Source organism: Nitrosomonas europaea (genome assembly GCF_900167395.1).
In the GTDB taxonomy this organism is placed as follows: Bacteria; Pseudomonadota; Gammaproteobacteria; order Burkholderiales; family Nitrosomonadaceae; genus Nitrosomonas; species Nitrosomonas europaea.
This window is the reverse complement of record NZ_FUWK01000046.1, coordinates 1-19,335: the sequence shown is the minus strand read 5'-3', so window position 1 is coordinate 19,335 and position 19,335 is coordinate 1. Positions and strand designations below refer to the sequence as shown.

Annotated in this window: 17 protein-coding genes and 1 pseudogene; 15 read left to right on the top strand and 3 right to left on the bottom strand. The window is 51.8% G+C overall.

The genetic code is table 11. The features are described 5' to 3' along the window. The 9 genes from lysS to B5D58_RS11785 all read left to right on the top strand — a co-directional run. Nucleotides 1–1,082, top strand: a 1,082-nt coding sequence (gene lysS / locus B5D58_RS11825; protein WP_078737686.1) for a lysine--tRNA ligase, incomplete at its 5' end; no start/stop codon positions are given. Nucleotides 1,083–1,190: 108 nt separating this feature from the next. Further along, nucleotides 1,191–1,856 carry a hypothetical protein gene (locus B5D58_RS11820; protein WP_011112834.1) on the top strand — a complete coding sequence of 222 codons (666 nt, stop codon included), beginning with the start codon at nt 1,191–1,193 and terminating at the stop codon, nt 1,854–1,856. A 400-nt stretch (nt 1,857–2,256) separates the two neighbouring features. Further along, nucleotides 2,257–3,429, top strand: a complete 1,173-nt coding sequence (gene moeB / locus B5D58_RS11815) for a molybdopterin-synthase adenylyltransferase MoeB (RefSeq protein WP_011112833.1) — start codon at nt 2,257–2,259, stop codon at nt 3,427–3,429. A gap of 101 nt (nt 3,430–3,530) precedes the next feature. Then, nucleotides 3,531–3,977: a M67 family metallopeptidase gene (locus tag B5D58_RS11810; RefSeq protein WP_011112832.1), complete on the top strand. Its 447-nt coding sequence runs from the start codon at nt 3,531–3,533 to the stop codon at nt 3,975–3,977. A gap of 206 nt (nt 3,978–4,183) precedes the next feature. After that, the gene (locus B5D58_RS11805; RefSeq protein ID WP_011112831.1) at nt 4,184–4,456 is read left to right on the top strand and encodes a MoaD family protein; all 273 of its coding nucleotides are present in this window, start codon (nt 4,184–4,186) and stop codon (nt 4,454–4,456) included. Between the two features lie 37 nt (nt 4,457–4,493). Continuing rightward, entirely contained in the window at nt 4,494–6,380 is a 1,887-nt protein-coding gene (locus tag B5D58_RS11800; RefSeq protein ID WP_011112830.1) for a CoA transferase, read from the top strand. Beyond that, complete coding sequence (locus B5D58_RS11795; protein WP_011112829.1) at nt 6,377–8,059, top strand: class I adenylate-forming enzyme family protein; 1,683 nt, start codon at nt 6,377–6,379, stop codon at nt 8,057–8,059. Before B5D58_RS11800 ends, B5D58_RS11795 begins: the two co-directional genes overlap by 4 nt. Continuing rightward, complete coding sequence (locus B5D58_RS11790) at nt 8,059–9,258, top strand: acyl-CoA dehydrogenase family protein (protein WP_011112828.1); 1,200 nt, start codon at nt 8,059–8,061, stop codon at nt 9,256–9,258. Before B5D58_RS11795 ends, B5D58_RS11790 begins: the two co-directional genes overlap by 1 nt. Before the next feature lie 44 nt (nt 9,259–9,302). Continuing rightward, nucleotides 9,303–10,505: an MFS transporter gene (locus B5D58_RS11785; RefSeq protein WP_011112827.1), complete on the top strand. Its 1,203-nt coding sequence runs from the start codon at nt 9,303–9,305 to the stop codon at nt 10,503–10,505. A gap of 23 nt (nt 10,506–10,528) precedes the next feature. Here the strand turns inward: B5D58_RS11785 and B5D58_RS11780 are convergent, their stop codons facing one another. Then, nucleotides 10,529–11,317: an alpha/beta fold hydrolase gene (locus B5D58_RS11780; protein ID WP_143023686.1), complete on the bottom strand. Its 789-nt coding sequence runs from the start codon at nt 11,315–11,317 to the stop codon at nt 10,529–10,531. 179 nt (nt 11,318–11,496) lie between these two features. Here B5D58_RS11780 and B5D58_RS11775 point away from each other — a divergent pair, with 179 nt between their 5' ends. From B5D58_RS11775 to B5D58_RS11765, 3 genes are read left to right on the top strand one after another with little or no spacing between them, the layout of a single operon-like run. Next, on the top strand, nt 11,497–12,927 hold the full coding sequence (locus tag B5D58_RS11775) for an alginate export family protein (protein WP_234989075.1): 1,431 nt from the start codon (nt 11,497–11,499) through the stop codon (nt 12,925–12,927). 7 nt (nt 12,928–12,934) lie between these two features. Next, nucleotides 12,935–14,053 (top strand): hypothetical protein, encoded by a 1,119-nt coding sequence (locus B5D58_RS11770; protein WP_011112824.1) that lies wholly within the window; start codon nt 12,935–12,937, stop codon nt 14,051–14,053. 30 nt (nt 14,054–14,083) lie between these two features. Then, nucleotides 14,084–15,379, top strand: a complete 1,296-nt coding sequence (locus B5D58_RS11765) for an amidohydrolase family protein (protein WP_011112823.1) — start codon at nt 14,084–14,086, stop codon at nt 15,377–15,379. 108 nt (nt 15,380–15,487) lie between these two features. Here B5D58_RS11765 and B5D58_RS11760 read toward each other — a convergent pair whose 3' ends face one another. Together B5D58_RS11760 and acs are read right to left on the bottom strand one after the other, a co-directional pair. Beyond that, on the bottom strand, nt 15,488–16,489 hold the full coding sequence (locus B5D58_RS11760; RefSeq protein WP_011112822.1) for an MBL fold metallo-hydrolase: 1,002 nt from the start codon (nt 16,487–16,489) through the stop codon (nt 15,488–15,490). Then, nucleotides 16,486–18,453, bottom strand: coding sequence for an acetate--CoA ligase (acs, locus tag B5D58_RS11755; RefSeq protein ID WP_011112821.1), 1,968 nt, complete (start codon nt 18,451–18,453; stop codon nt 16,486–16,488). The genes B5D58_RS11760 and acs overlap by 4 nt, the downstream gene beginning before the upstream one ends. Between acs and B5D58_RS11750 the strand changes: the two genes are divergently transcribed. The 3 genes and pseudogenes from B5D58_RS11750 to B5D58_RS11740 all read left to right on the top strand — a co-directional run. Further along, nucleotides 18,446–18,670, top strand: coding sequence for a hypothetical protein (locus tag B5D58_RS11750; protein ID WP_143023682.1), 225 nt, complete (start codon nt 18,446–18,448; stop codon nt 18,668–18,670). The genes acs and B5D58_RS11750 overlap by 8 nt on opposite strands. 68 nt (nt 18,671–18,738) lie before the next feature. After that, the gene (gene rpsT / locus B5D58_RS11745; RefSeq protein ID WP_011112820.1) at nt 18,739–19,002 is read left to right on the top strand and encodes a 30S ribosomal protein S20; all 264 of its coding nucleotides are present in this window, start codon (nt 18,739–18,741) and stop codon (nt 19,000–19,002) included. 30 nt (nt 19,003–19,032) lie between these two features. Beyond that, a pseudogene (locus B5D58_RS11740) lies at nt 19,033–19,335 on the top strand (hydroxylamine reductase); the annotation flags it as partial.

The following is a 19,335-nucleotide window of genomic DNA, read 5'->3' as shown; positions in this document are numbered from 1 at the left end:
TGACCAAATCTTTGCGGCCCTTACCGGAAAAATTCCACGGGCTGGCCGATCAGGAACAGAAATACCGGCGCCGGTATCTCGATCTGATCACGAATGAAGATACACGCAGGGTGTTTGCGATTCGTTCGAAGATCATTCAGGCGATCCGTGAGTTCCTCGTCGATCGGGATTATCTCGAAGTTGAAACACCGATGATGCATTCCATTCCCGGCGGTGCCACTGCGCGTCCTTTTGTAACTCATCATAATGCGCTGGATATGTCCCTGTATCTGCGCATTGCCCCGGAACTTTACCTGAAGCGGCTGGTGGTGGGCGGTATGGAAAAGGTTTTTGAAATCAACCGGAATTTCAGGAATGAAGGGATATCTACCCGCCACAATCCTGAATTTACCATGCTGGAGTTTTATGAAGCTTATCAGGATCACAATTATCTGATGGATCTGACGGAATCCATGCTGCGTGAAGTCGCGTTGAAAGTATCGGGAACAACTCGCATCGTTTATCAGCAGCGCGAAATGGATCTGGCACAACCTTTCGCCCGGCTGACCATTGCGCAGGCGATCCTGAAATATCATCCCGAATATTCTGATGCACAGCTCAATGATCGGGATTTTCTTACTAAAGCGCTACAGGCAAAAGGGGTTACTGTAAACCCTGATAGTGGAATTGGCGGGCTGCAACTGGCTCTTTTCGATGAAACGACCGAGCACTTGCTGTTTGAGCCGGTATTTATCGTTGATTATCCGGCTGAGGTTTCTCCGCTGGCACGTTGTAACGATGCCAATCCGGAAATTACCGATCGTTTCGAGCTTTATATCGCCGGGCGGGAAATTGCGAACGGGTTTTCCGAGTTGAATGACCCTGAAGATCAGGCCAACCGCTTCCTTGAGCAGGCCAGAGCGAAAGAGGCTGGTGATCTGGAAGCCATGCACTATGATGCTGATTATATTCAGGCATTGGAATATGGGCTGCCGCCAACCGCGGGAGAAGGAATCGGGATCGATCGACTGGTGATGTTGCTGACTGATTCCCCCAGCATTCGTGATGTGATTCTGTTCCCGCAGTTGCGCAAGGAAGATTGACCGGCAGGTTGAAAAACTGCTTTACATCAATTTCCGGGGAAGCTTCAGATAGCGGGAATCAGCGCCGATATACTGCTGCATTACATCTCTGATCATTCTGGAGTCTGTATGTCTGGCTACATGGCACGCATTTTTTGTAAAAAGGCAATGCTTTTGCTATTGCTGACTGGAACAGGCATAGCCGGACATATTCCGGTTTCGGATGCCCGGCAGGTTGCAGAGGCAATTGGCGCGGATACATTCACCGGGTATCAGGAAATCAGGGATCGAAGAAAATCCAGGCCGGCAGCCGTACTTTCTTCTACAGAAGCCGGGCAGGATAACAGCGAGTTGAAAAAACCTCCCTATCGCCGTACCAGAAGCACAGATGCGGCAGCAGCATTTATTCCACCGCAGTTACTTGCACCAGGCCGTTGTGGAATTGTTGATCGTATCGAATTCGTGATGCAGCCATATTATGGCGATCCTGGTCGTGTCGATACGTTTATTCCGGGGATGGCAGCCATACCGTATGGTCAGCATGGAGAAAAATTATTTTATGCTGATGTGGCGGTGGCCGGAAGCAGTGGATATTTTCCACCTCACAAGAATATCGTGGAGCCGGTTTATTTCAAAATCGGCTTGCTGGCGGATGATGGCCATTACCATGTCATGACGCAGCGAACTCCCCCTCAATTCCAGACAGGAGAAACTGTCAGGCTTGGTCACTCCGGTTTTCTGGAGAAAGCTGATTGTGTTATGCCTGAACCTGATCAGCACAGGCCGGGCAGGTAAGCGCCTCCAATAAATTTTATCCTTCGTTTCAACTGGATAAGATCCGGGAGATATCTGAAAAAGTGGAGTCAGACATCCGGAGTATCCAGACACAGCCTCAATCAGTTTTACCCCCCTGTTCTCGTTCAAATACGCTTCCGGTCATCAGGAAAAAAATTCTGCATTTCCTGTCTGTTGGCTACATTTCTGTTCAGGCAGATCATGCCTGCGACAAATTGACGCGCGACAATTTGTCACATTCTCAATTCCGATTTTTTAGTTTAAATTTTGCGAATACTGATTTTTTATGTAATCGGAATACAAATTAAAAGCGTGCGCCATTTCCTTTTGCTTATCAAAAGGGTGATCAGTGATACGAATAATCGGAACAAACACGTGGAATAAACAACAGGGAGTTTATATGCGTTTGCCACCGTTAGTTAATCCCGCAGCAGAACTGAGTAAGGATGAGATTTCACGTTACAGCCGCCATCTGCTGATTCCTGAAGTAGGTCTCATAGGCCAGCGTCGGCTCAAAAGCAGTAAAGTGCTGGTGATTGGAGCGGGAGGACTGGGTTCTCCAGTGTTGTTATACCTGGCTGCTGCGGGTGTGGGTACGATCGGGATTATTGATTTTGATGTCGTCGATGAATCCAATCTGCAGCGCCAAATCATTCACGGACAATCCGATATTGGCCGGCCAAAATCGGAAAGTGCATGTGATGCAATTAATGAATTGAATCCGTACGTCAAGGTTAATCTTCATCGTGAACGGCTTGAGGTAGTCAATGCACATGCGGTTATATCGGGGTATGACCTGATAGTCGATGGCACCGATAATTTTGCAACACGCTATCTGGTGAACGATGCCTGTGTGCTGGCTGATAAACCCTATGTGTGGGGATCCATTTTCCGGTTCGAAGGCCAGGTTTCCGTATTCTGGGAAAACGCTCCAGGCGGAAAGGGCCTGAATTATCGGGATTTATACCCTGAACCACCACCGCCTGAAATGGCGCCCTCGTGTGCCGAAGGAGGCGTACTGGGGATTTTGTGTGCTTCCATCGGGGCAATGATGGCAACCGAGGCCATCAAGCTCATCACCGGCATTGGTGAAACCATGCTCGGACGATTGGCTGTTTACGATGCACTGGAAATGAGTTACCGCTTCATCCCATTGCATCGTGCTCCGAACAGGACTGCGATCGATGGGCTGATCGATTACCAGAGGTTTTGCAGCGTCAATCCTGTTTCAGCTACTTACGCGGATACGATTCCGGTAATCAGCGCACGTGAACTGAAAGCAATTAAAGAGAACGGTACGGATGTCCAGCTTATCGACGTTCGTGGAATCGAAGAGTGGGACATCGTGCACATTGAAGGCGCAAAACATATTCCCAAGAGCCGCATCATGTCAGAAGAGGTTCTGGCCGCGATGAACAAGGAGGATTTCATCGTGTTGCACTGCAAGATGGGGATGCGTTCACGTGATGTGCTGCTCGAAATGCAGAAGCAAGGTTTCACCAACGTCAAAAGCCTGGATGGCGGGATTCTCGCGTGGATCAGGGAAGTCGACCAATCGCTGCCGATCTATTAGCAACGGATCACAGAGCTAGTTTCAACCAGTCAAATCGAATTTCTCCAGGTTACAGGGAAAGCGGTAACAACGACCAACAAACTAAGCGGGAGACAAAAATTATGCTGACGATTCATACCAAGCTGATCAGTGCCATGATTACACAGTCATTAAAAGATCACCCCATTGAAACCTGCGGCATTATTGCCGGTCTTGCTGGCTCCAATCTGCCTCTACGCCTGATTCCAATGCGTAATGTCGCACAGTCAGAGAATTTTTTTATGTTTGATCCCCAGCAGCAGTTGCAGGTCTGGAAAGAAATGAGTGCACGTCATGAAGAGCCGGTTGTTATTTATCATTCCCATACTGGCAGCGAGGCATACCCGAGCCGTAGTGACGTTGAGCTGGCTGCCGAGCCGCAGGCCCATTACGTCATTATTCCAACCTGTTCTCCGCATAAGGAAGAAATCCGCAGTTTCCGCATCGTTGATCAGATGGTGATCGAAGAAAGGGTGCAGATCGTCCGGCAATATCAGCCTGAACTGGAATTCCAGATGATGGTGGCTTGATCAACACCGTCTTTAAACCTGAAAACCTCAGTTGATCGCTCCGGATCGATGGTACGTATCGTTCAAAAAATTTTTACTTTTTTGATTACGCGTCGAATGAGAACGTTACATGCTGGATTGCACGGTTTTTCAGGGGTATGGCTACGTTACTCCTCTTAAAACAGCCTCCTCGTTACAAAACCATTTACTGAAAGGGTATTGCGCTTATGTCCATCACAGTCATTATTCCAACCATATTGAGGCCACTCACCCATCAACAGAAACACATTGATATGGAAGGCAGCAGAGTTTCCGAAATCATCGATCACATGGATCAGCAATATCCTGGAATCAAGGAAAAACTTGTTGCCAATGGCAATGCCCATCGCTTCATCAATATATACGTCAATGATAACGACATCCGCTTCCAGGATGGTCTGGCAACCAGCCTGCGTGATGGTGATGTGTTGACGATTCTGCCTGCGGTAGCGGGAGGTTGAACTTATCTGTTTGCTGTTGAGCACCAGAGTGATGATCATGATCAAATCACTGAAAGATTGTACGGTTTCGGGGCCTTTCAGAACGCCCCCGTCTCCTTTTGCCGCAGTGGGATTTTCCCTGAATTACCAGTCCGGCCGGCTGGGGTTGAAAGTGGTCGAGGCTGATGATTACGCTGATCAGGGGACATTCTCTTTTGTTTTCAGGGCACCGCAGGCCAGGCTCGTTAATTGTGTCATAACCGGGTGGAGTGATTGCGATCAACCGGGCGCCATCACCGAAAGCATGATGCAGGCGGCCTGTGGTTTGATGTCGGTGCATGGGCGTTCAACCGGGGCAATTCAGCCGTTCGGACTTCAGTATGTTTCAACCGTTACGACTGCGCTGGCATTGCAAGGTGGCATGGCCGTAGCACTCGGTAATTTACGTGGCCTGGCTGTTTCAGATAGCCATATTTCCATGGCGGCTGCAGCCTTGCTCAGTACTTCGCAATACATTGCCGATGCAACGAGCACATCCTCATCGGAAAATCTGTCATCCGCTGATGCCGATCATTCCCCGGCCCCTCCATTCATATCAGCGGATGGCATCGTTTTCGAACTCGAAACCCTCAATCCGGATCCCTGGCTAAGGTTCTGGACGCAACTGGATATCAGCAGAACGCTGGCTGGCAAGGGCTGGACCGCTTTTCTGCTGCGCTACGCAAAAGCCATCGCACCCATTCCGGGTGAACTTACCCGTGCGGTATCGAAGCTGGGATATGCAGATATTTCCAGGCTTTGCGCGGATGCCGGTATGGCGATATGTCGTGTCCGCACGCTTGATGAAAGGATGGATGACGAACATTTCAAATCAAACTGGCTGAAAGGACCGTGGGTATTCGATTGTGCGGTACCTCAACCAGAATTGCCGTTAACATCCGCCAGTGGTTTACTGCCGCTGAGCGGACTTACTGTAATCGAATCCTGTCGGCGTATTCAGGGGCCGCTGGCCGGGCATTTGCTGGCACTGCTCGGTGCCCGGGTGATTCGTATCGAACCTCCCGGGGGAGATCCGTTGCGCGGGATGCCGCCGGTATCAGAAGGATGCTCGGTACGGTTTGATGCATTGAATCGGCTCAAGGTCATCCGTGAAATTGATATCAAATCTCCCTGCGGGCAGGAGGAAATCACTGAAATGGCAAGACATGCCGATGTGTTCCTGCACAATTGGGCACCTGGCAAGGCGCTTGAGCTGGATCTCGATTACGCTGATCTGAGTCGTGTAAATCCTGCCCTGATTTATGCACACGCATCTGGCTGGTTTACCGATGGCGGGGAAATATCATTACGATCCCCGTCGCTGCCGGGAACAGATTTCATGGTGCAGGCGTATTCCGGCGTTGCACAGAAAATTTCCCGAACTTGCGGCACACAGGGTGGAACATTGTTCACGGCGCTGGATGTGCTCGGTGGAGTCATTGCGGCGCAAGGCATTACTGCTGCCTTGCTCAATCGCCAATTGAATTGTGCAGGGGCTAAGGTGACTTCCTCGCTGCTGGGTGCGGCAATATTGTTGTGTAGTGATGATTTTCAGAACCGGCACGATTTCTTCGACTGTGTTCCGCCCGCGCAAAGTGTGCTCAATCGGGTTTTCGAGACGGGAAAGGGAAAAATTGCGATCGAATGTCTCGATGATGACACATTACTACGGCTGATGCAGACATTGGATTTGTCTGCTGGAGATAAGAGTGAATTATGGCAACGGCTGGGTAGATCCTTTCTGGGCAAGACTGCTGCAGAATGGCTGGTTGTTCTGCAGCAGGCTGCTGTACCGGCAGCCATCGTTATCGAAGATCTTAATGACCTGCATGGTGATCCCCGTCTGAAACCGTATCTTGAGATCGGTTCGTATACCAGAGTCACTTCACCCTGGAGGTTTCAATGAATCACGCCGGCATTATCGATCTGGTTCCTGCCGAGGTTCGCCAACAGTGGACAAATGATGGGATTTATCCTGATAAATCCTTATTTGACCTGTTTTGTGAGCATGCGCGGAAAAATCCTGAAAAACCGGCTGTGGTCACGCTGGACCACACCCTAACCTATCGGCAGTTGCTGCACAAAGTTACCCGTCTGGCGAACAGTTTACGGCATCTGGGGGTGGTTGCCGGCGATGTCATTGCTTATCAGCTGGCCAATAGCGCGCATCACTGCGCAATTGATCTGGCTGCGGCAGCATTGGGTGCCATCGTTGCACCTTTCCCGCCAGGACGCGGACGCCTTGACATTCAATCGCTATTGCAGCGATGTGATGCGCGTGTAATCGTGGTTGAACCCTTGTTCCTGCAACAGGATTTATGTGAACTGATCGAATCACTGCGGCCTGCGTTACTGTCGCTGCGGATACTGGTGGTGGATGGTGTGGCACGAACAGGCTGGCACACGCTGAACGACCTATTTCAATCCCGGCCGATTGCTACCGAAGAACTGCCTGATGTCGATCCTGATTCACCCGCACGTTTCCTGATTTCTTCCGGAACTGAAGCAGATCCCAAATGGATTGCTTATTCCCATAACGCACTGGCGGGCGGGCGTGGACGTTTCCTGCAGCATATTCACACGCGGGACAAAGATTTCCGTGCGCTTTATCTGGTGCCACTGGGAACGGCTTTCGGCTCGTCAGCGACATTCGGTGTGTTGTCCTGGATGGGGGGAACCCTGATTATGTTGCCGCGGTTTGATGTTGTGGCAACGATTCGGGCGATTGGGCAACTCAGACCAACGCATGTTTTTGGTGTTCCGACCATGTTTCAGCGCATTGCAGCTGATCCGGACCTGGCGAAGATCGATATTTCCAGCCTGGTTGCAATCGTCAGTGGCGGTGCAAAAATCGATGAAACCTCGATCCTGCGTTGCTGTGGCGCATTCGGATGCAGTTTCATCAATCTGTATGGTTCAGCTGATGGCGTGAATTGCCATACGATGCTGGACGATAATATGACTACCGTTCTGCATACAACCGGCCGTCCTAATCCCGAGGTATGCTCGATCAGAATTGTCGATGATCGGAAGAACGAACTGGCGCAGGGCCAAACTGGTGAAATTGCTGCGCGCGGCCCCATCACGCCTATGCAATATGTCAATAATCCCGAGCTGGATGCGTTGTACCGCGATGCCGAGGGTTGGGTGTATACCGGAGATCTCGGATTTATCGATGAACAGGGTAATCTGGTACTGACCGGCAGGAAAAAGGAAATCATCATTCGTGGTGGTATCAACATCAGCCCGGCGCAGATTGAAGATATTGCCGCATCCCATCCCGCTGTCGTCAGCGCAGCCTGCATCCCGGTAGAGGATGAAGATCTGGGACACCGTGTCTGCCTGTGCCTGGTGATGAGCGAAGGTGCCGAGCGGCCATCGTTGGCGCAATTTGCCCGTTTTTTGCTCGATCGCGGTCTGGAGCAAAACAAACTACCCGAGTATCTGCGCTATTTGAGACAACTGCCGCTCAGTCCGGCAGGAAAAGTCGATAAAAAGCAGTTGATTGCCGAACTGGAAAATACGCAATTCAAGAGTAATGCTGCGGTGGTCAGTAGAGTGGATTTTTCAGCAAGGATGCACTGATGTTACCGGCATTCAGCAGTGGTCACAGAGAAACAGCCAGGGTATTGGCGCAGAAAGTCAGGGAATTTGTCGACGAGATCATCATTCCGAACGAGCCGCAACTTTCCCGGCCGGGTGCACAGGCGTTGCAGTTGCAATCCGATCTGGCACTTGAAGCCAGACAGGCCGGTTTGTACGGTTTGTTCTATCCGCTATCGCATGGTGGAAAAATTGCCTCTCTGGAAGATTATTTGCTGGTTGCGGAACAGGAGGGACGCACAGAATTTTCCCAGGCGATCTTTGCCAGTCATACCGCCCTCGATGCGCATATGTTGTCGCGATTCGGAAACGCAATCATCCGGCAGCAGTTTCTGCAACCGATGGCAAACGGGGAGGCATTACCCTGCTATGGCATGACCGAGCCTGGCCAGAGCGGTTCGATTCCAGGACTGATCACAACCACGGCGCATCTGTCCAATGGTCGCTGGCATGTCAATGGCAGGAAATGGTTTATTTCCAATGCGGATCGTGCCACGTTCATGACAGTTCTCGCGCGGACAGCCGGCAAAGAAACGGCCCTCGATCATGCCTTATCGATGATCATAGTACCTGCCGACACGCCGGGTTTCAGAGTCGAGCGCCAACTGATGATGATGGGACATGCCTGCGGCCAGGGAGAAGTTTCCCTGGCTGATGTACAAGTTCCCGAACATTATTTGATAGGGGTGTGTGGTGGCGGTCTGGAGCTGATGAACAAACGGCTTGGCCTTGGCCGGTTGCTGCGCGCGATGAACTGGATTGGCCTTGCCCGGCGGTGTATGGATTTGATGGGCGGGCGTGTTCATTCAACCCGGGGAAAACTCGGGCTTCTGGTAGAAAAACAGCTTGTACGCCAGCATTTCTTCAACACCTATCAGGCGATTGCCGGTGCACGTGAGCTTGTTCGCATCGCTGCGCGCGGCGTTGATGCCCAGTGCCCTGATGAAATCGCGATCAACGTTGCCAAAATGGCCGCTTCAAGGGCTTTATGCATTGCTTCTGATAGTGCAATGCAGCTGTATGGTGCAGAAGGGCTGAGTGACTTGACACCGCTTTACGGTATTCATCGCATTGCACGGACTTCCCGCATTCTGGATGGCAATGATGAATCACTGATCAGCTCGGTGGGGCGCCGCCTGATCAGTCATTATGAACATCACACGGTTTATCCGTTTGATTGAGTTCTGATCTTTCACGAAATCGAACACTTTCCAGAGGATATTTCATGTCGGTCGATTACAGGCAATTACCGCGATCCGCGCTGACCGATGTTTTGTTGCAAGCAGTCCTGGTGTTCGCCATGACACTACCGATGCTTGTTTTGTATACCACCAGTACGCTGGGGCCGTTACTCAGCCGCGATCTCGGTTTCGAACCGGTTGCCATTGGCTATCTGATCATGAGCTCATTTGGTCTGGCGGCCATCCTGTCGCTTCGAGCAGGCGCAATTGTTGATTACATTGGTGTACGTACCGCATTGATTGTTCTTTTTTGTGCTGTTGCTGCCGCTTTTGCACTGATTGCAATAACACAAGCATTTTTCAGCCTGATCATGGCAACAGCCATTTGCGGTATCGCACAGGCACTGGCAAATCCGGCGACCAATTTGCTGATTGCACACCAGATCCGGCCGGAACAAAGGGCATGGATAGTGGGATTGAAACAGTCCGGTGTCCAGCTGGCTGCGCTTTTCGCCGGATTGGTATTACCTGCCATTGCATTCCAATACGGCTGGCGTATCGCGTTTGGTGTTATCGTGCCGGTCGCTGTGCTGTTCAGCCTTGCGGCATGGCTTGTGACGCCCGCACAGCACGTCAGGAAAAACAGGCAACTGATTTTTACGCGCCCGAATATGTTGCTGTCGTGGCTGATGGCGATCCAGTTCAGTGTTGGTCTGGCCTTGTCCGCATTTGTGACATTTCTGCCGACTTTTGCCACATTACAGGAGATGCCGCTTGCACAGGCAGGTACGCTGATCGCTGTATTCGGCATCACCGGAATGCTGTCGCGAATCATATTGACGCCGCTGGGCAATAAGTTCAGTGATGAATCCCATTTGCTGTTTGCGCTGATTGCCATTGCTGCTGGTGCGATCATGCTGACGATGCAGGCTGGGCCTGGCAGCCACGGGTACCTGTGGGCCGGGGCGATCGGAATGGGTATGTCTGCAGTTGCAACCAATGCGATTGCAATGAGTATGCTGATCAGAGATTCTGCATTCGGGCGGGTGACCGAAACTTCCGGCTATGTTTCTTTTGCATTCTTCTCCGGGTTTGCGCTGGGTCCACCGCTTTATGGACAGCTGTTCAGTCAAACTGGCAGCGTATCGCTTGCGTGGAGTCTGTTGACCGGTGTGTTGTGCCTGGCCTGCATCATGACATTGCGGTTGACCGCAGTGCGCAAGCGTCGCTCGCATGTATCGGTTTGAGTACGAAAAGCCGATAGCCCGGGTTAATCTGCACTTTGGAGAAATTCGAGGACATGGTGAACAAACAGATCGGGTGCGGTTCGCATGGCACTGTGTTGCTGACCGGCAATAATACCAACACGACAATCAGGCAAGCCCTGTTGCAGTCTTTCTGCGGTCATGAAGCGGCGCGGGTGGCTATTCCCGCCCACCAGCAGGAGTACCGGGGATTTCAGGGTCTGGAATCGTTGTGGTGTGAATTGATAACGATCGATACCTTGCAGTTCCCGCAGGATGGTGTGGGCGGCAGCAAGCCGTATCGCCCAGTTTGATCCGGCTTGCAGTGCAACCAGCTCCGGATTGGGGGTGTTCAGCAGATCACGAAAAAACAGCAGCAGTGTTTCTTCACGCGCATTTTTCTCCAGCAAAGCCTGCATGCGAGCTTCAAATGTTGCCGACCAGTCGCTGCCAGCCAATGAAATGGCCGGTTCATATAAAACAACCTTGTTGATGTTTGCAGTCAGAAGTGAAGCTTCCAGCGCACAAAGCCCGCCAAAAGAATGATCGAGCAGGTTGACGCTGCTGCCGATGGCATCGATGACGGCAGCGATATCTTCGCTTTCATGCTCCAGCGAATAGTTGGCAGCATCTCCGCTGTGACCACGACCGCGCCGGTCGAGGGTCCACACGGTGTGATGCTGTTGCAGACCGGCAAGTACCGATCCCCAGGTGGAGTGGTCACCGGTGGTGCCATGTACCAGCAGCAGGGGTGGCCCGCTGCCTTGCCGCCAGCAGGCAATGGGCGTGCCATCCCGGGATGTAATACGTTCCATCATGATGCGTATTTTGAAATTGAGAAGTCAGTTATACCAAAAATGATTTGAGCAGGCTCATGTTATTAAACCGGGTGATTTTCCAGAAGCAGTCAGACCGTTTGCTGTTTAACGCATCGTTGTCGAATACCGTTCTGAGAATCCTGTTTTTTTACTGTTTTCCGGCGGTATGTTTGTTCGTGAGCAGTATTGCTGCTACTCGTGCCGGGCAGCCGCCGGAACAGATAAATCAGTATCTGCGTATCAATGGCGAGTTTCTTGGCAGTTATGAAAACTGGAATTACTTTCGCCCGGCATCAGCAGTCAACAACAGCTACGATTTGTGGGTGGTGCGTTCCCGGTTGGGTTTGATGTTCTCCAGCGATTATGCGGATGGCTTTGTGCAGGGCCAATATAGTGGCCTCTACGGATTGCCGGATGATGCGGTTCTACCCTCGGGAGGTGCATTGGGGCTGGGTGCAGGTTACTTTCTGGCGAATCGTACTACTGGTGCGAGTAATGTTTTTCTGAAGCAGGGTTATCTGAATTTCAAGTTCAATAAACTGGGGCTACCGGGGGCTGCTGTAAAAATTGGCCGTTTTGAACTGGCCGACGGGATGGAATACCGCTCGGGTGTCGAGAAATTCGATGCACTTAAAAAAAAGCGGATTGCGGAACGGCTGGTTGGCGGATTCAACGCAATTTATGTCGGGCGTGCTTTCGACGGATTTTCAGTGGTGTATGACGGGCCGGGATTCAATGCCACGGTCAGTGGGGTACATCCAGTGCAGGGCAATCTTACCGTTCAGGGTCAGAAGCAAATCAGCGATATCAGCATATTGTATGCGGCGCTGACCAGCAAAAAAGATGCTGTACTACCGGGAATCGAAGGCCGTCTGTATTACCTGAATTACGATGATCAACGGGTATCGCAGGTGACCGATAATCGTCCATTGTCAGCAAGGCCGCAGTTGAGCAATGAAAAACTGAATATTCATACCATTGGTGCCCATCTGTTGTCGCTGCAGCCGTTGGGTTCCGGCAGTTTTGATGCTTTATTGATGGGAGCATACCAGTTTGGCAGCTGGACCAATTTATCGCACCGGGCCTGGGCCTTCGATGCAGAAGTGGGTTATCAATGGCACAAGCTGCCATTTAAGCCCTGGGTACGCGCTGTGTATTACCGCAGTTCCGGTGATGGTAATGCGCATGACGGCCGACATCAGACATTCTTTTCGGCCGTACCCAGCGGACGTTTGTATGCCAAATTTCCGTTTTACAATCAGATGAATATTCAGGATATCTTTTTTGAATTCATCGCCTTCCCCACCGGGAAAACACAGATCAACGTCAATCTGCATCAGTTGTCTCTGGCTAACGTGAACGATCTGCTTTATACCGGGCTTGGTGCATCGCTTAAGTCAGGTGCTTTTGGTTATTCCGGCAGTACCACACATGGGCACAGGGAGATAGGGCAACTGATCGATGTTACCCTCACGCACGGTTTTAACAAATATCTCACGTCACAACTTTATTTTGCGCATGCCTTTGGTGGCAGTGCGATGAAAAGTATTTACCCGAGTAAAAGTGATGCCAGCATTTTTCTGGTCAATTTCAATCTGGTTTTCTGAGGAAGCAATGACATCCCCAGTACTTATTGTGGAAGATCGGCTTTTAAGCACCGATGAAATCGTGAATACGCTGGAGCAGATGTTTCGCCGCATGGAAATGATGGATGTGCTTTGCGGGCAGAATTTCCCGCTTTATTCTTCCGGGGAAAACAGCGATTGGTCTGTTTCTCCGGGAGGATCCTGGATGGGCGGTTTCTGGGCGGCATGCTGGTGGTTGCGGGCAAAGATGACTGGATCGGCCGGAGACCGGCAAAAGGCTGGCGAGATCAGCCAGCGGCTGTTCCGGAAACTAACTGCGGACTCCGGATATCGCAGCCTGATTTTCTGGTACGGCGCTGCGCTTGGAGAAATCTGGCTACAGAATGCACCGGCGCGCGAGTTGACTCACTCATCCATTGCTGCGCTGGCGCACAGCTTTGATCCCCGGTTGAATTGCATCCCTTTAGGTATGGCGATGGGAGGATTAACCACGGGAAGCTGCGCGATTTCCGTGGATAATTTTGCTTCCCTGATTCAACTGCTTTGCTTCAGCCGGGAAAAACAGTATCACCGCATTGCACAGTGCCATGCAGAAACGCTGCTGGCTGCATGCCGGGGAGACAAGGGAGCATTTCATGCAGAAGCCAGTTTCGATGGTCATGAATTTCAGGTGAAAGACCGGGCAGGAGTTTGGTCACGCGGCCAGGCCTGGGCCATGCTGGGGTTAAGCAGAGCGGCGGCCCAATGGGGAGAGCCTTATTTGAGTCAGGCCAGGGCTGCCTGTACGTATTGGCGTGATGTGCACAAGGGGAATTTGCCGCGCAATCGTCCGGATCAGACAGAAGATGTCAAAGATCCTTCCGCAGTGGTGATTGCATCGCTTGCGATGTTATCTCTGGCACGTTTACTGCCTGATGAAACATCCTGGTGCAAATATGCTCACCAGCAGATCAGTACCGTTCTCCACAGCCCTTATTTCACTGTAATCAATCCGGATTCAGCTTTTGGATCAGCTGGCCTGTTCCAGGGGTGTTGTTATCGCACCCGGCAAAACCGGGAGGAGATAGTTGAATCAGTATGGGGAAATTTTTTTCTGGTGGCTGCGCTTGCGGTACTGGCGGGCCTTATTGACCCCTATGACTGTTGAAAAATACTTGTTATCAACCAAGGATAGAAAATGAGGATACAAAACTTTACTGATACTCTTTCCAATCGCATGCGGCATATGTGCTGTTTCTGTGTCGCGGTGATAACGGGACTGTGTTTCTCTGCGCAGGTTTATGCACAGGAAACTGGAAAAACCGGACCTTCGTCTTTACTGCTGCACGCTGCTCGGGTTTTCGACGGAAATGAAATGCACAGTGGTTTGTCGGTACTGGTGAAAGACGGGCGCATTGCGAGAGTCGGGCCGCGTCATTCATTCAGGACGGGGGATGCATCCGCTGACATTGATCTGGGTGATGCAACCTTGTTGCCGGGGTTTATCGAATTACATGCCCATTTGGCCTTCCAGAAAGTACCGGCAGATATCGTGCTGAGGCATGGGGTGACTACCCTGCGGGATGTGGGCGGGCCTGTTCATCCGCCTTATGGTGGAGAGGGCAGTTTACGTGTGCTCACTTCCGGCCGGATCATCACCGCACCGCACGGGTACCCGATCGTTACCATGGGTGCCCGGGATCTGGCGATTCCCGTTGCCAGCGAAGCAGAAGCGCGGGAAGCCGTGCGTCATCTGGTTGGTGAGGGTGCAGTGATCATCAAGATTGCGCTCGAACCCGGCAGCGAAGCAGGTGCCCCCTGGTCTTCACACCATGATCACGCGCACCATGATGCAGCGCATACCGCATCCGCCGTCACTCACCATCATGCCCATGCTGCTTCACATGACCAGTCGGCATGGCCCATGTTGCCGGAGCCCATTGTCAAGGCTGTTGTCGATGAAGCACACCGGCATCAGCGCAAGGTATCGGCCCATGTGGCAGAGCCATCGGGTGTACAGGTGGCGTTGAATGCGGGGGTCGATGAATGGGCGCACATGCCTTGTAACCCGATTCCTGAGCCGTTGCTGAAACAGGCCAGAGCACAGAATGTCACGATCATCGGTACGCTCGATACACTCTCGAAATGCAGCGGGATTGCACACAATACAATGGTCTGGACAGAACTTGGCGGTGAATTACTGTACGGTACGGAAATTGCCCATCCCGATATTCCATGGGGGATCGATGCGCAAGAGCTGATGTATCTGATGCACTTGGGGAAGATGAAACTATTGGATGCATTAGGGGCTGCAACAGCCAAAGCTGGCCGATATCTGGGTATTCCTATGCTGGGGACGATACAACCCGGTGCTCCGGCTGATCTGATCGCAATTCGCGGCAACCCTGAGCAACAGCTGAAGCGGCTGGAGTATCCTGATCTTGTGATTTCCGGTGGACACATCGTCGTCAATCATTTCAGCTCGTTACCGTAACATGCCTTCGGATGTGTGCGTGACTCGTCACCCGCACTCTGTCTGATGAAGGAAGGTCGCCTCCTGATGATGCAGACAGCAACGGGTGATAATCTGCAGACGAGGTGTTTAGCTTGAGCCTGCTGCCTGGGTTGATTGCCTGATGGTCTGCTCCAGCCATATCTCAAGCCCCTGTGCATTGAGCTTGATATCGGTCTGCAATAGTGAGAGGGCGGCATCCCGGGTGAGGGTACACCGATGGGCAGCAAGTCGCTCCAGGAGCAGATCCTGCAGCGCTTTTGTGATGATGGGCTGCCGGTCCTGAATTTCTGCAGCCTGCTGTACGATGCTGACGAAAGCATCGATGAGTGCATGCATCTGCGATGCATGGTACGAAAGATTGCGAATGCGCCCGTAATGTGTGAGAAATGCCTGCTCGGGGTGCAATGCCATGAGCCGGTCGATGGAAGCATGAGCAGCTTCAGGGTCGAACTGCACGGGTGACGTTGTCGGAAAAACGAATTCCAGCCCGTCCATATCGAATTCACGATAGGAGACGCCGAAGGTATCACCAGTGAAGATGGATTTGCTGCGTGCATCGTGTATGCAGTAGTGATGTCGTGCATGCCCCGGTGTGTCCAGTAGCCGCAGTGGCCGGCCGTTCAGTTCGACAAGTGTATTATCGGGCGCTTCGATGATACGTTCAGCCGCGATCGGATGAATCTCACCATAGATCCGCCGGAACTCGGATTCACCATACACGGCCATGACACCGGCGATCAGCTTGATGGGGTTAGCCATGTGCGATGCGCCACGTGGATGTACCACCAGCCTGGCATTGGGCAGCCATTTCATGAATTCGCTGGCGCCACCGGCATGGTCGAGATGGATATGGGTAAGAAAAATGTAGTCGATCTGTTCGGGAGTGATCTGTTTATGTGCCAGTGCTGCCATGGTGCCCGGAACCGAGAAACGGGTACCGGTATCTACCAGAGCAGCTTTATCTCCTTCCGTGATCAGGTGAATGGCTGCACGCCCGGGGCGGTGGTAGCGAGCATCGATGACGCTGATCCCGTTCGGGTAGTCGATGATGGCAGGAAGTTGTTCCATGAGCTGGCAGGTTTCGGTCATACCGTCTGGCTGAGTTGTTCGAGGATCACCGGATTTTCCAGTGTTGAGACATCTTGAGTAATGGTCTCACCTCTTGCCAGGGCGCGCAGGAGGCGTCGCATAATTTTGCCGGAACGCGTTTTGGGCAGGTTTTCACCAAACCGGATTTCTTCGGGGCGAGCAATTGCACCAATCTCGCTGGCAACCCATTCACGTAAAGTTGCAGCAATTTCAGCAGCCCGTTGGTCATCAGGCAGTTTTTCTCTCAGTGTGACAAATGCTACGACCACTTCTCCCTTGATTTCGTGCGGTTTCCCTACAACAGCTGCTTCGGCAACCAGAGGATGCGCCACCAGTGCAGATTCGATTTCCATGGTACCCAGACGATGGCCGGAGACATTCAGAACGTCATCAACTCGTCCCATGATCCAGAAATAACCATCCTGATCCCGATGAGCTGAATCGCCGGCAAGATAATAACGACCACCGGCAATATCTGTTGGAAAGTAAGTTTTTCTGAATCGTTCAGGATCATTCCACAAGGTGCGTAACATCGAAGGGAAGGGACGCTTGATCACCAGAAATCCACCTTTTCCCTGTTCTACCGGGTGGCCAGTTTCATCTACCACTGCGGCATCGATACCGGGTAGCGGGAGAGTGCAGGAACCGGGTTTGGTCGATATGGCACCGGGAGCAGGAGCGATCATGTGACAACCGGTTTCGGTTTGCCACCAGGTATCGACTACCGGGCAGCGTGACTGGCCGACGACCGTGTAATACCACATCCATGCTTCCGGGTTGATCGGTTCACCTACTGATCCAAGCAGGCGCAATGAAGAAAGATCATATTTTGCGGGCAGATCGGATCCCAGTTTGATCAGTGAGCGGATGGCAGTGGGGGCAGTATAAAAAGTCGTGATCCTGTGTTTCTGGATGATTTCCCAGAATCGCCCGGCATGTGGATGAGTCGGAGTTCCTTCAAAAATCACCTGAGTTGCACCGATGGCAAGCGGGCCATAGGCGACATAGCTGTGTCCGGTAACCCAGCCTACATCCGCAGTACACCAGAATACATCATCTGCATGATAGTCGAATACCCACTGCATGCTGGTCACTGCCCCGAGCAGATAACCGGCCGAGGAATGCTGCACGCCTTTTGGTTTCCCGGTAGAGCCCGAGGTATACAGTGTAAACAGGGGGTGTTCAGCATTGATCCATGCTGGCTCGCATTCATCCGGTTGTCCGGCAATGAGATCATGCCACCAGTGGTCTCGTTCCGGCTGCCAGGTAATTCCGGTACCGGTGTGCCGGAAAACGATGACACTGTGGACCGTGGCTGTGTCACCCATCGCCAGTGCTTCGTCTACGGTTGCTTTCAGTGGATGGTACCTGCCTCCGCGGATCTGTTCATCTGCAGTGATTACAGCGGATGCACCGGCATCGATGATGCGCTCGTATACACTTTTTGCTGAAAAACCGCCGAACACTACCGAATGGATGGCACCAATGCGTGCACATGCCTGCATCGCAACTACAGCTTCAATCCGCATGGGCATATAGATGACGACACGGTCACCCTGACGGATTCCAAGTGATTTCAGTCCATTGGCAAAATGACAGACCTGGCGGTGTAACTCACGATAACTGCAGTGATTCACTTCTCCTGCGTCAGATTCAAAGATGATGGCAGTTTTGTCAGCCTGGGTTGCCAGGTGTCGATCCAGACAATTCCACGAGATATTCAGTTCGCCATCGTCGAACCATTTATAAAAGGGTGGGTTGGCGTCATTGAGAACCCGTGTGAAAGGTTTGTGCCAGGCAATGTACTGTTGTGCGAGTTTCGCCCAGAAGCCGGTATAGTCATGCTCGGCTTCCTGGCGCAGAGTTTCATAGGCTTCCCTTCCGGATAGATTGGCGTTCCTGACAAATTCACTGGCAGGGGGGAATATCCGGTTTTCGTGCAAAATTGATTCGATCGTGGCCATGCTGCTCCCGTTCGGCTGGATTAGTGCTTTGGTTGGTTCACAATTGTATCATTCAGCAAAAGAAGCCAGCGATGCAAACACCGATTTGAAGGTTAACTGTACGGAATCAAAGCAGTTTGTATTTGATTCAACGTGTGTAATCTCCCTGGTGAAGCGGGTTGATCGGGGAGCAGCCGGCAAGGCCGTATTATCGATTTTTGCATTAAGCACGAAATGAAAGTAAAATCGCGCGGTTCGAAATATTGATGAGCAGCATATAAATTTTTAACGGAGAACTAGAGAAATATGGCAAATACGGCACAAGCTAAAAAGCGGGTAAGACAAACCGCCACACGGCGTGAGCGGAACTTTGGATTGCGATCCAAGCTGCGTACCGCGATTAAAGGTGTCCGAAAAGCAGTAGCGGCGGGTGACAAGAATGTAGCAGAAGTCGTGTTCAGAAAAGCGGTGAGTGTTATCGACTCAGTCGCAAGCAAAGGGATAATTCACAAAAATAAGGCATCGAGGCATAAAAGCCGTCTTTCCGGTGCAGTTAAAGCAATGGGTTGATTCTGACCCGCATATTTACGGAGGAGAGAGATGAGAATAGGGGAGTGGATGAGGGGTTTATTGCTCTGTGCGGGGTTGATGATGTGCGGGGTGGTTCATGCGGACATATCGACGGTACCGGACGAGACGTATGATGCGTTGAAGCTGGATCGAGGTAAGGCGACCCCGAAAGAGACGTATGAAGCGCTGGTCAAGCGTTACAAGGACCCGGCGCATGGAGCGGGGAAAGGGACGATGGGAGATTACTGGGAGCCGATAGCGATCAGTATATATATGGATCCCAATACTTTTTACAAACCACCGGTATCTCCCAAAGAAGTTGCGGAACGCAAA

What these genes read in the sequence shown, in the direction of transcription:
- B5D58_RS11790 (WP_011112828.1), top strand. Translation starts at nt 8,059, where the DNA reads ATGTTACCGGCATTCAGCAGTGGTCACAGAGAAACAGCCAGGGTATTG.
- B5D58_RS11785 (WP_011112827.1), top strand. Translation starts at nt 9,303, where the DNA reads ATGTCGGTCGATTACAGGCAATTACCGCGATCCGCGCTGACCGATGTT.
- B5D58_RS11805 (WP_011112831.1), top strand. Translation starts at nt 4,184, where the DNA reads ATGTCCATCACAGTCATTATTCCAACCATATTGAGGCCACTCACCCAT.
- B5D58_RS11770 (WP_011112824.1), top strand. Translation starts at nt 12,935, where the DNA reads ATGACATCCCCAGTACTTATTGTGGAAGATCGGCTTTTAAGCACCGAT.
- B5D58_RS11820 (WP_011112834.1), top strand. Translation starts at nt 1,191, where the DNA reads ATGTCTGGCTACATGGCACGCATTTTTTGTAAAAAGGCAATGCTTTTG.
- rpsT (WP_011112820.1), top strand. Translation starts at nt 18,739, where the DNA reads ATGGCAAATACGGCACAAGCTAAAAAGCGGGTAAGACAAACCGCCACA.
- B5D58_RS11765 (WP_011112823.1), top strand. Translation starts at nt 14,084, where the DNA reads ATGAGGATACAAAACTTTACTGATACTCTTTCCAATCGCATGCGGCAT.
- B5D58_RS11795 (WP_011112829.1), top strand. Translation starts at nt 6,377, where the DNA reads ATGAATCACGCCGGCATTATCGATCTGGTTCCTGCCGAGGTTCGCCAA.
- B5D58_RS11810 (WP_011112832.1), top strand. Translation starts at nt 3,531, where the DNA reads ATGCTGACGATTCATACCAAGCTGATCAGTGCCATGATTACACAGTCA.
- B5D58_RS11780 (WP_143023686.1), bottom strand. Translation starts at nt 11,317, where the DNA reads ATGGAACGTATTACATCCCGGGATGGCACGCCCATTGCCTGCTGGCGG.
- B5D58_RS11760 (WP_011112822.1), bottom strand. Translation starts at nt 16,489, where the DNA reads ATGACCGAAACCTGCCAGCTCATGGAACAACTTCCTGCCATCATCGAC.
- moeB (WP_011112833.1), top strand. Translation starts at nt 2,257, where the DNA reads ATGCGTTTGCCACCGTTAGTTAATCCCGCAGCAGAACTGAGTAAGGAT.
- B5D58_RS11800 (WP_011112830.1), top strand. Translation starts at nt 4,494, where the DNA reads ATGATCAAATCACTGAAAGATTGTACGGTTTCGGGGCCTTTCAGAACG.
- acs (WP_011112821.1), bottom strand. Translation starts at nt 18,453, where the DNA reads ATGGCCACGATCGAATCAATTTTGCACGAAAACCGGATATTCCCCCCT.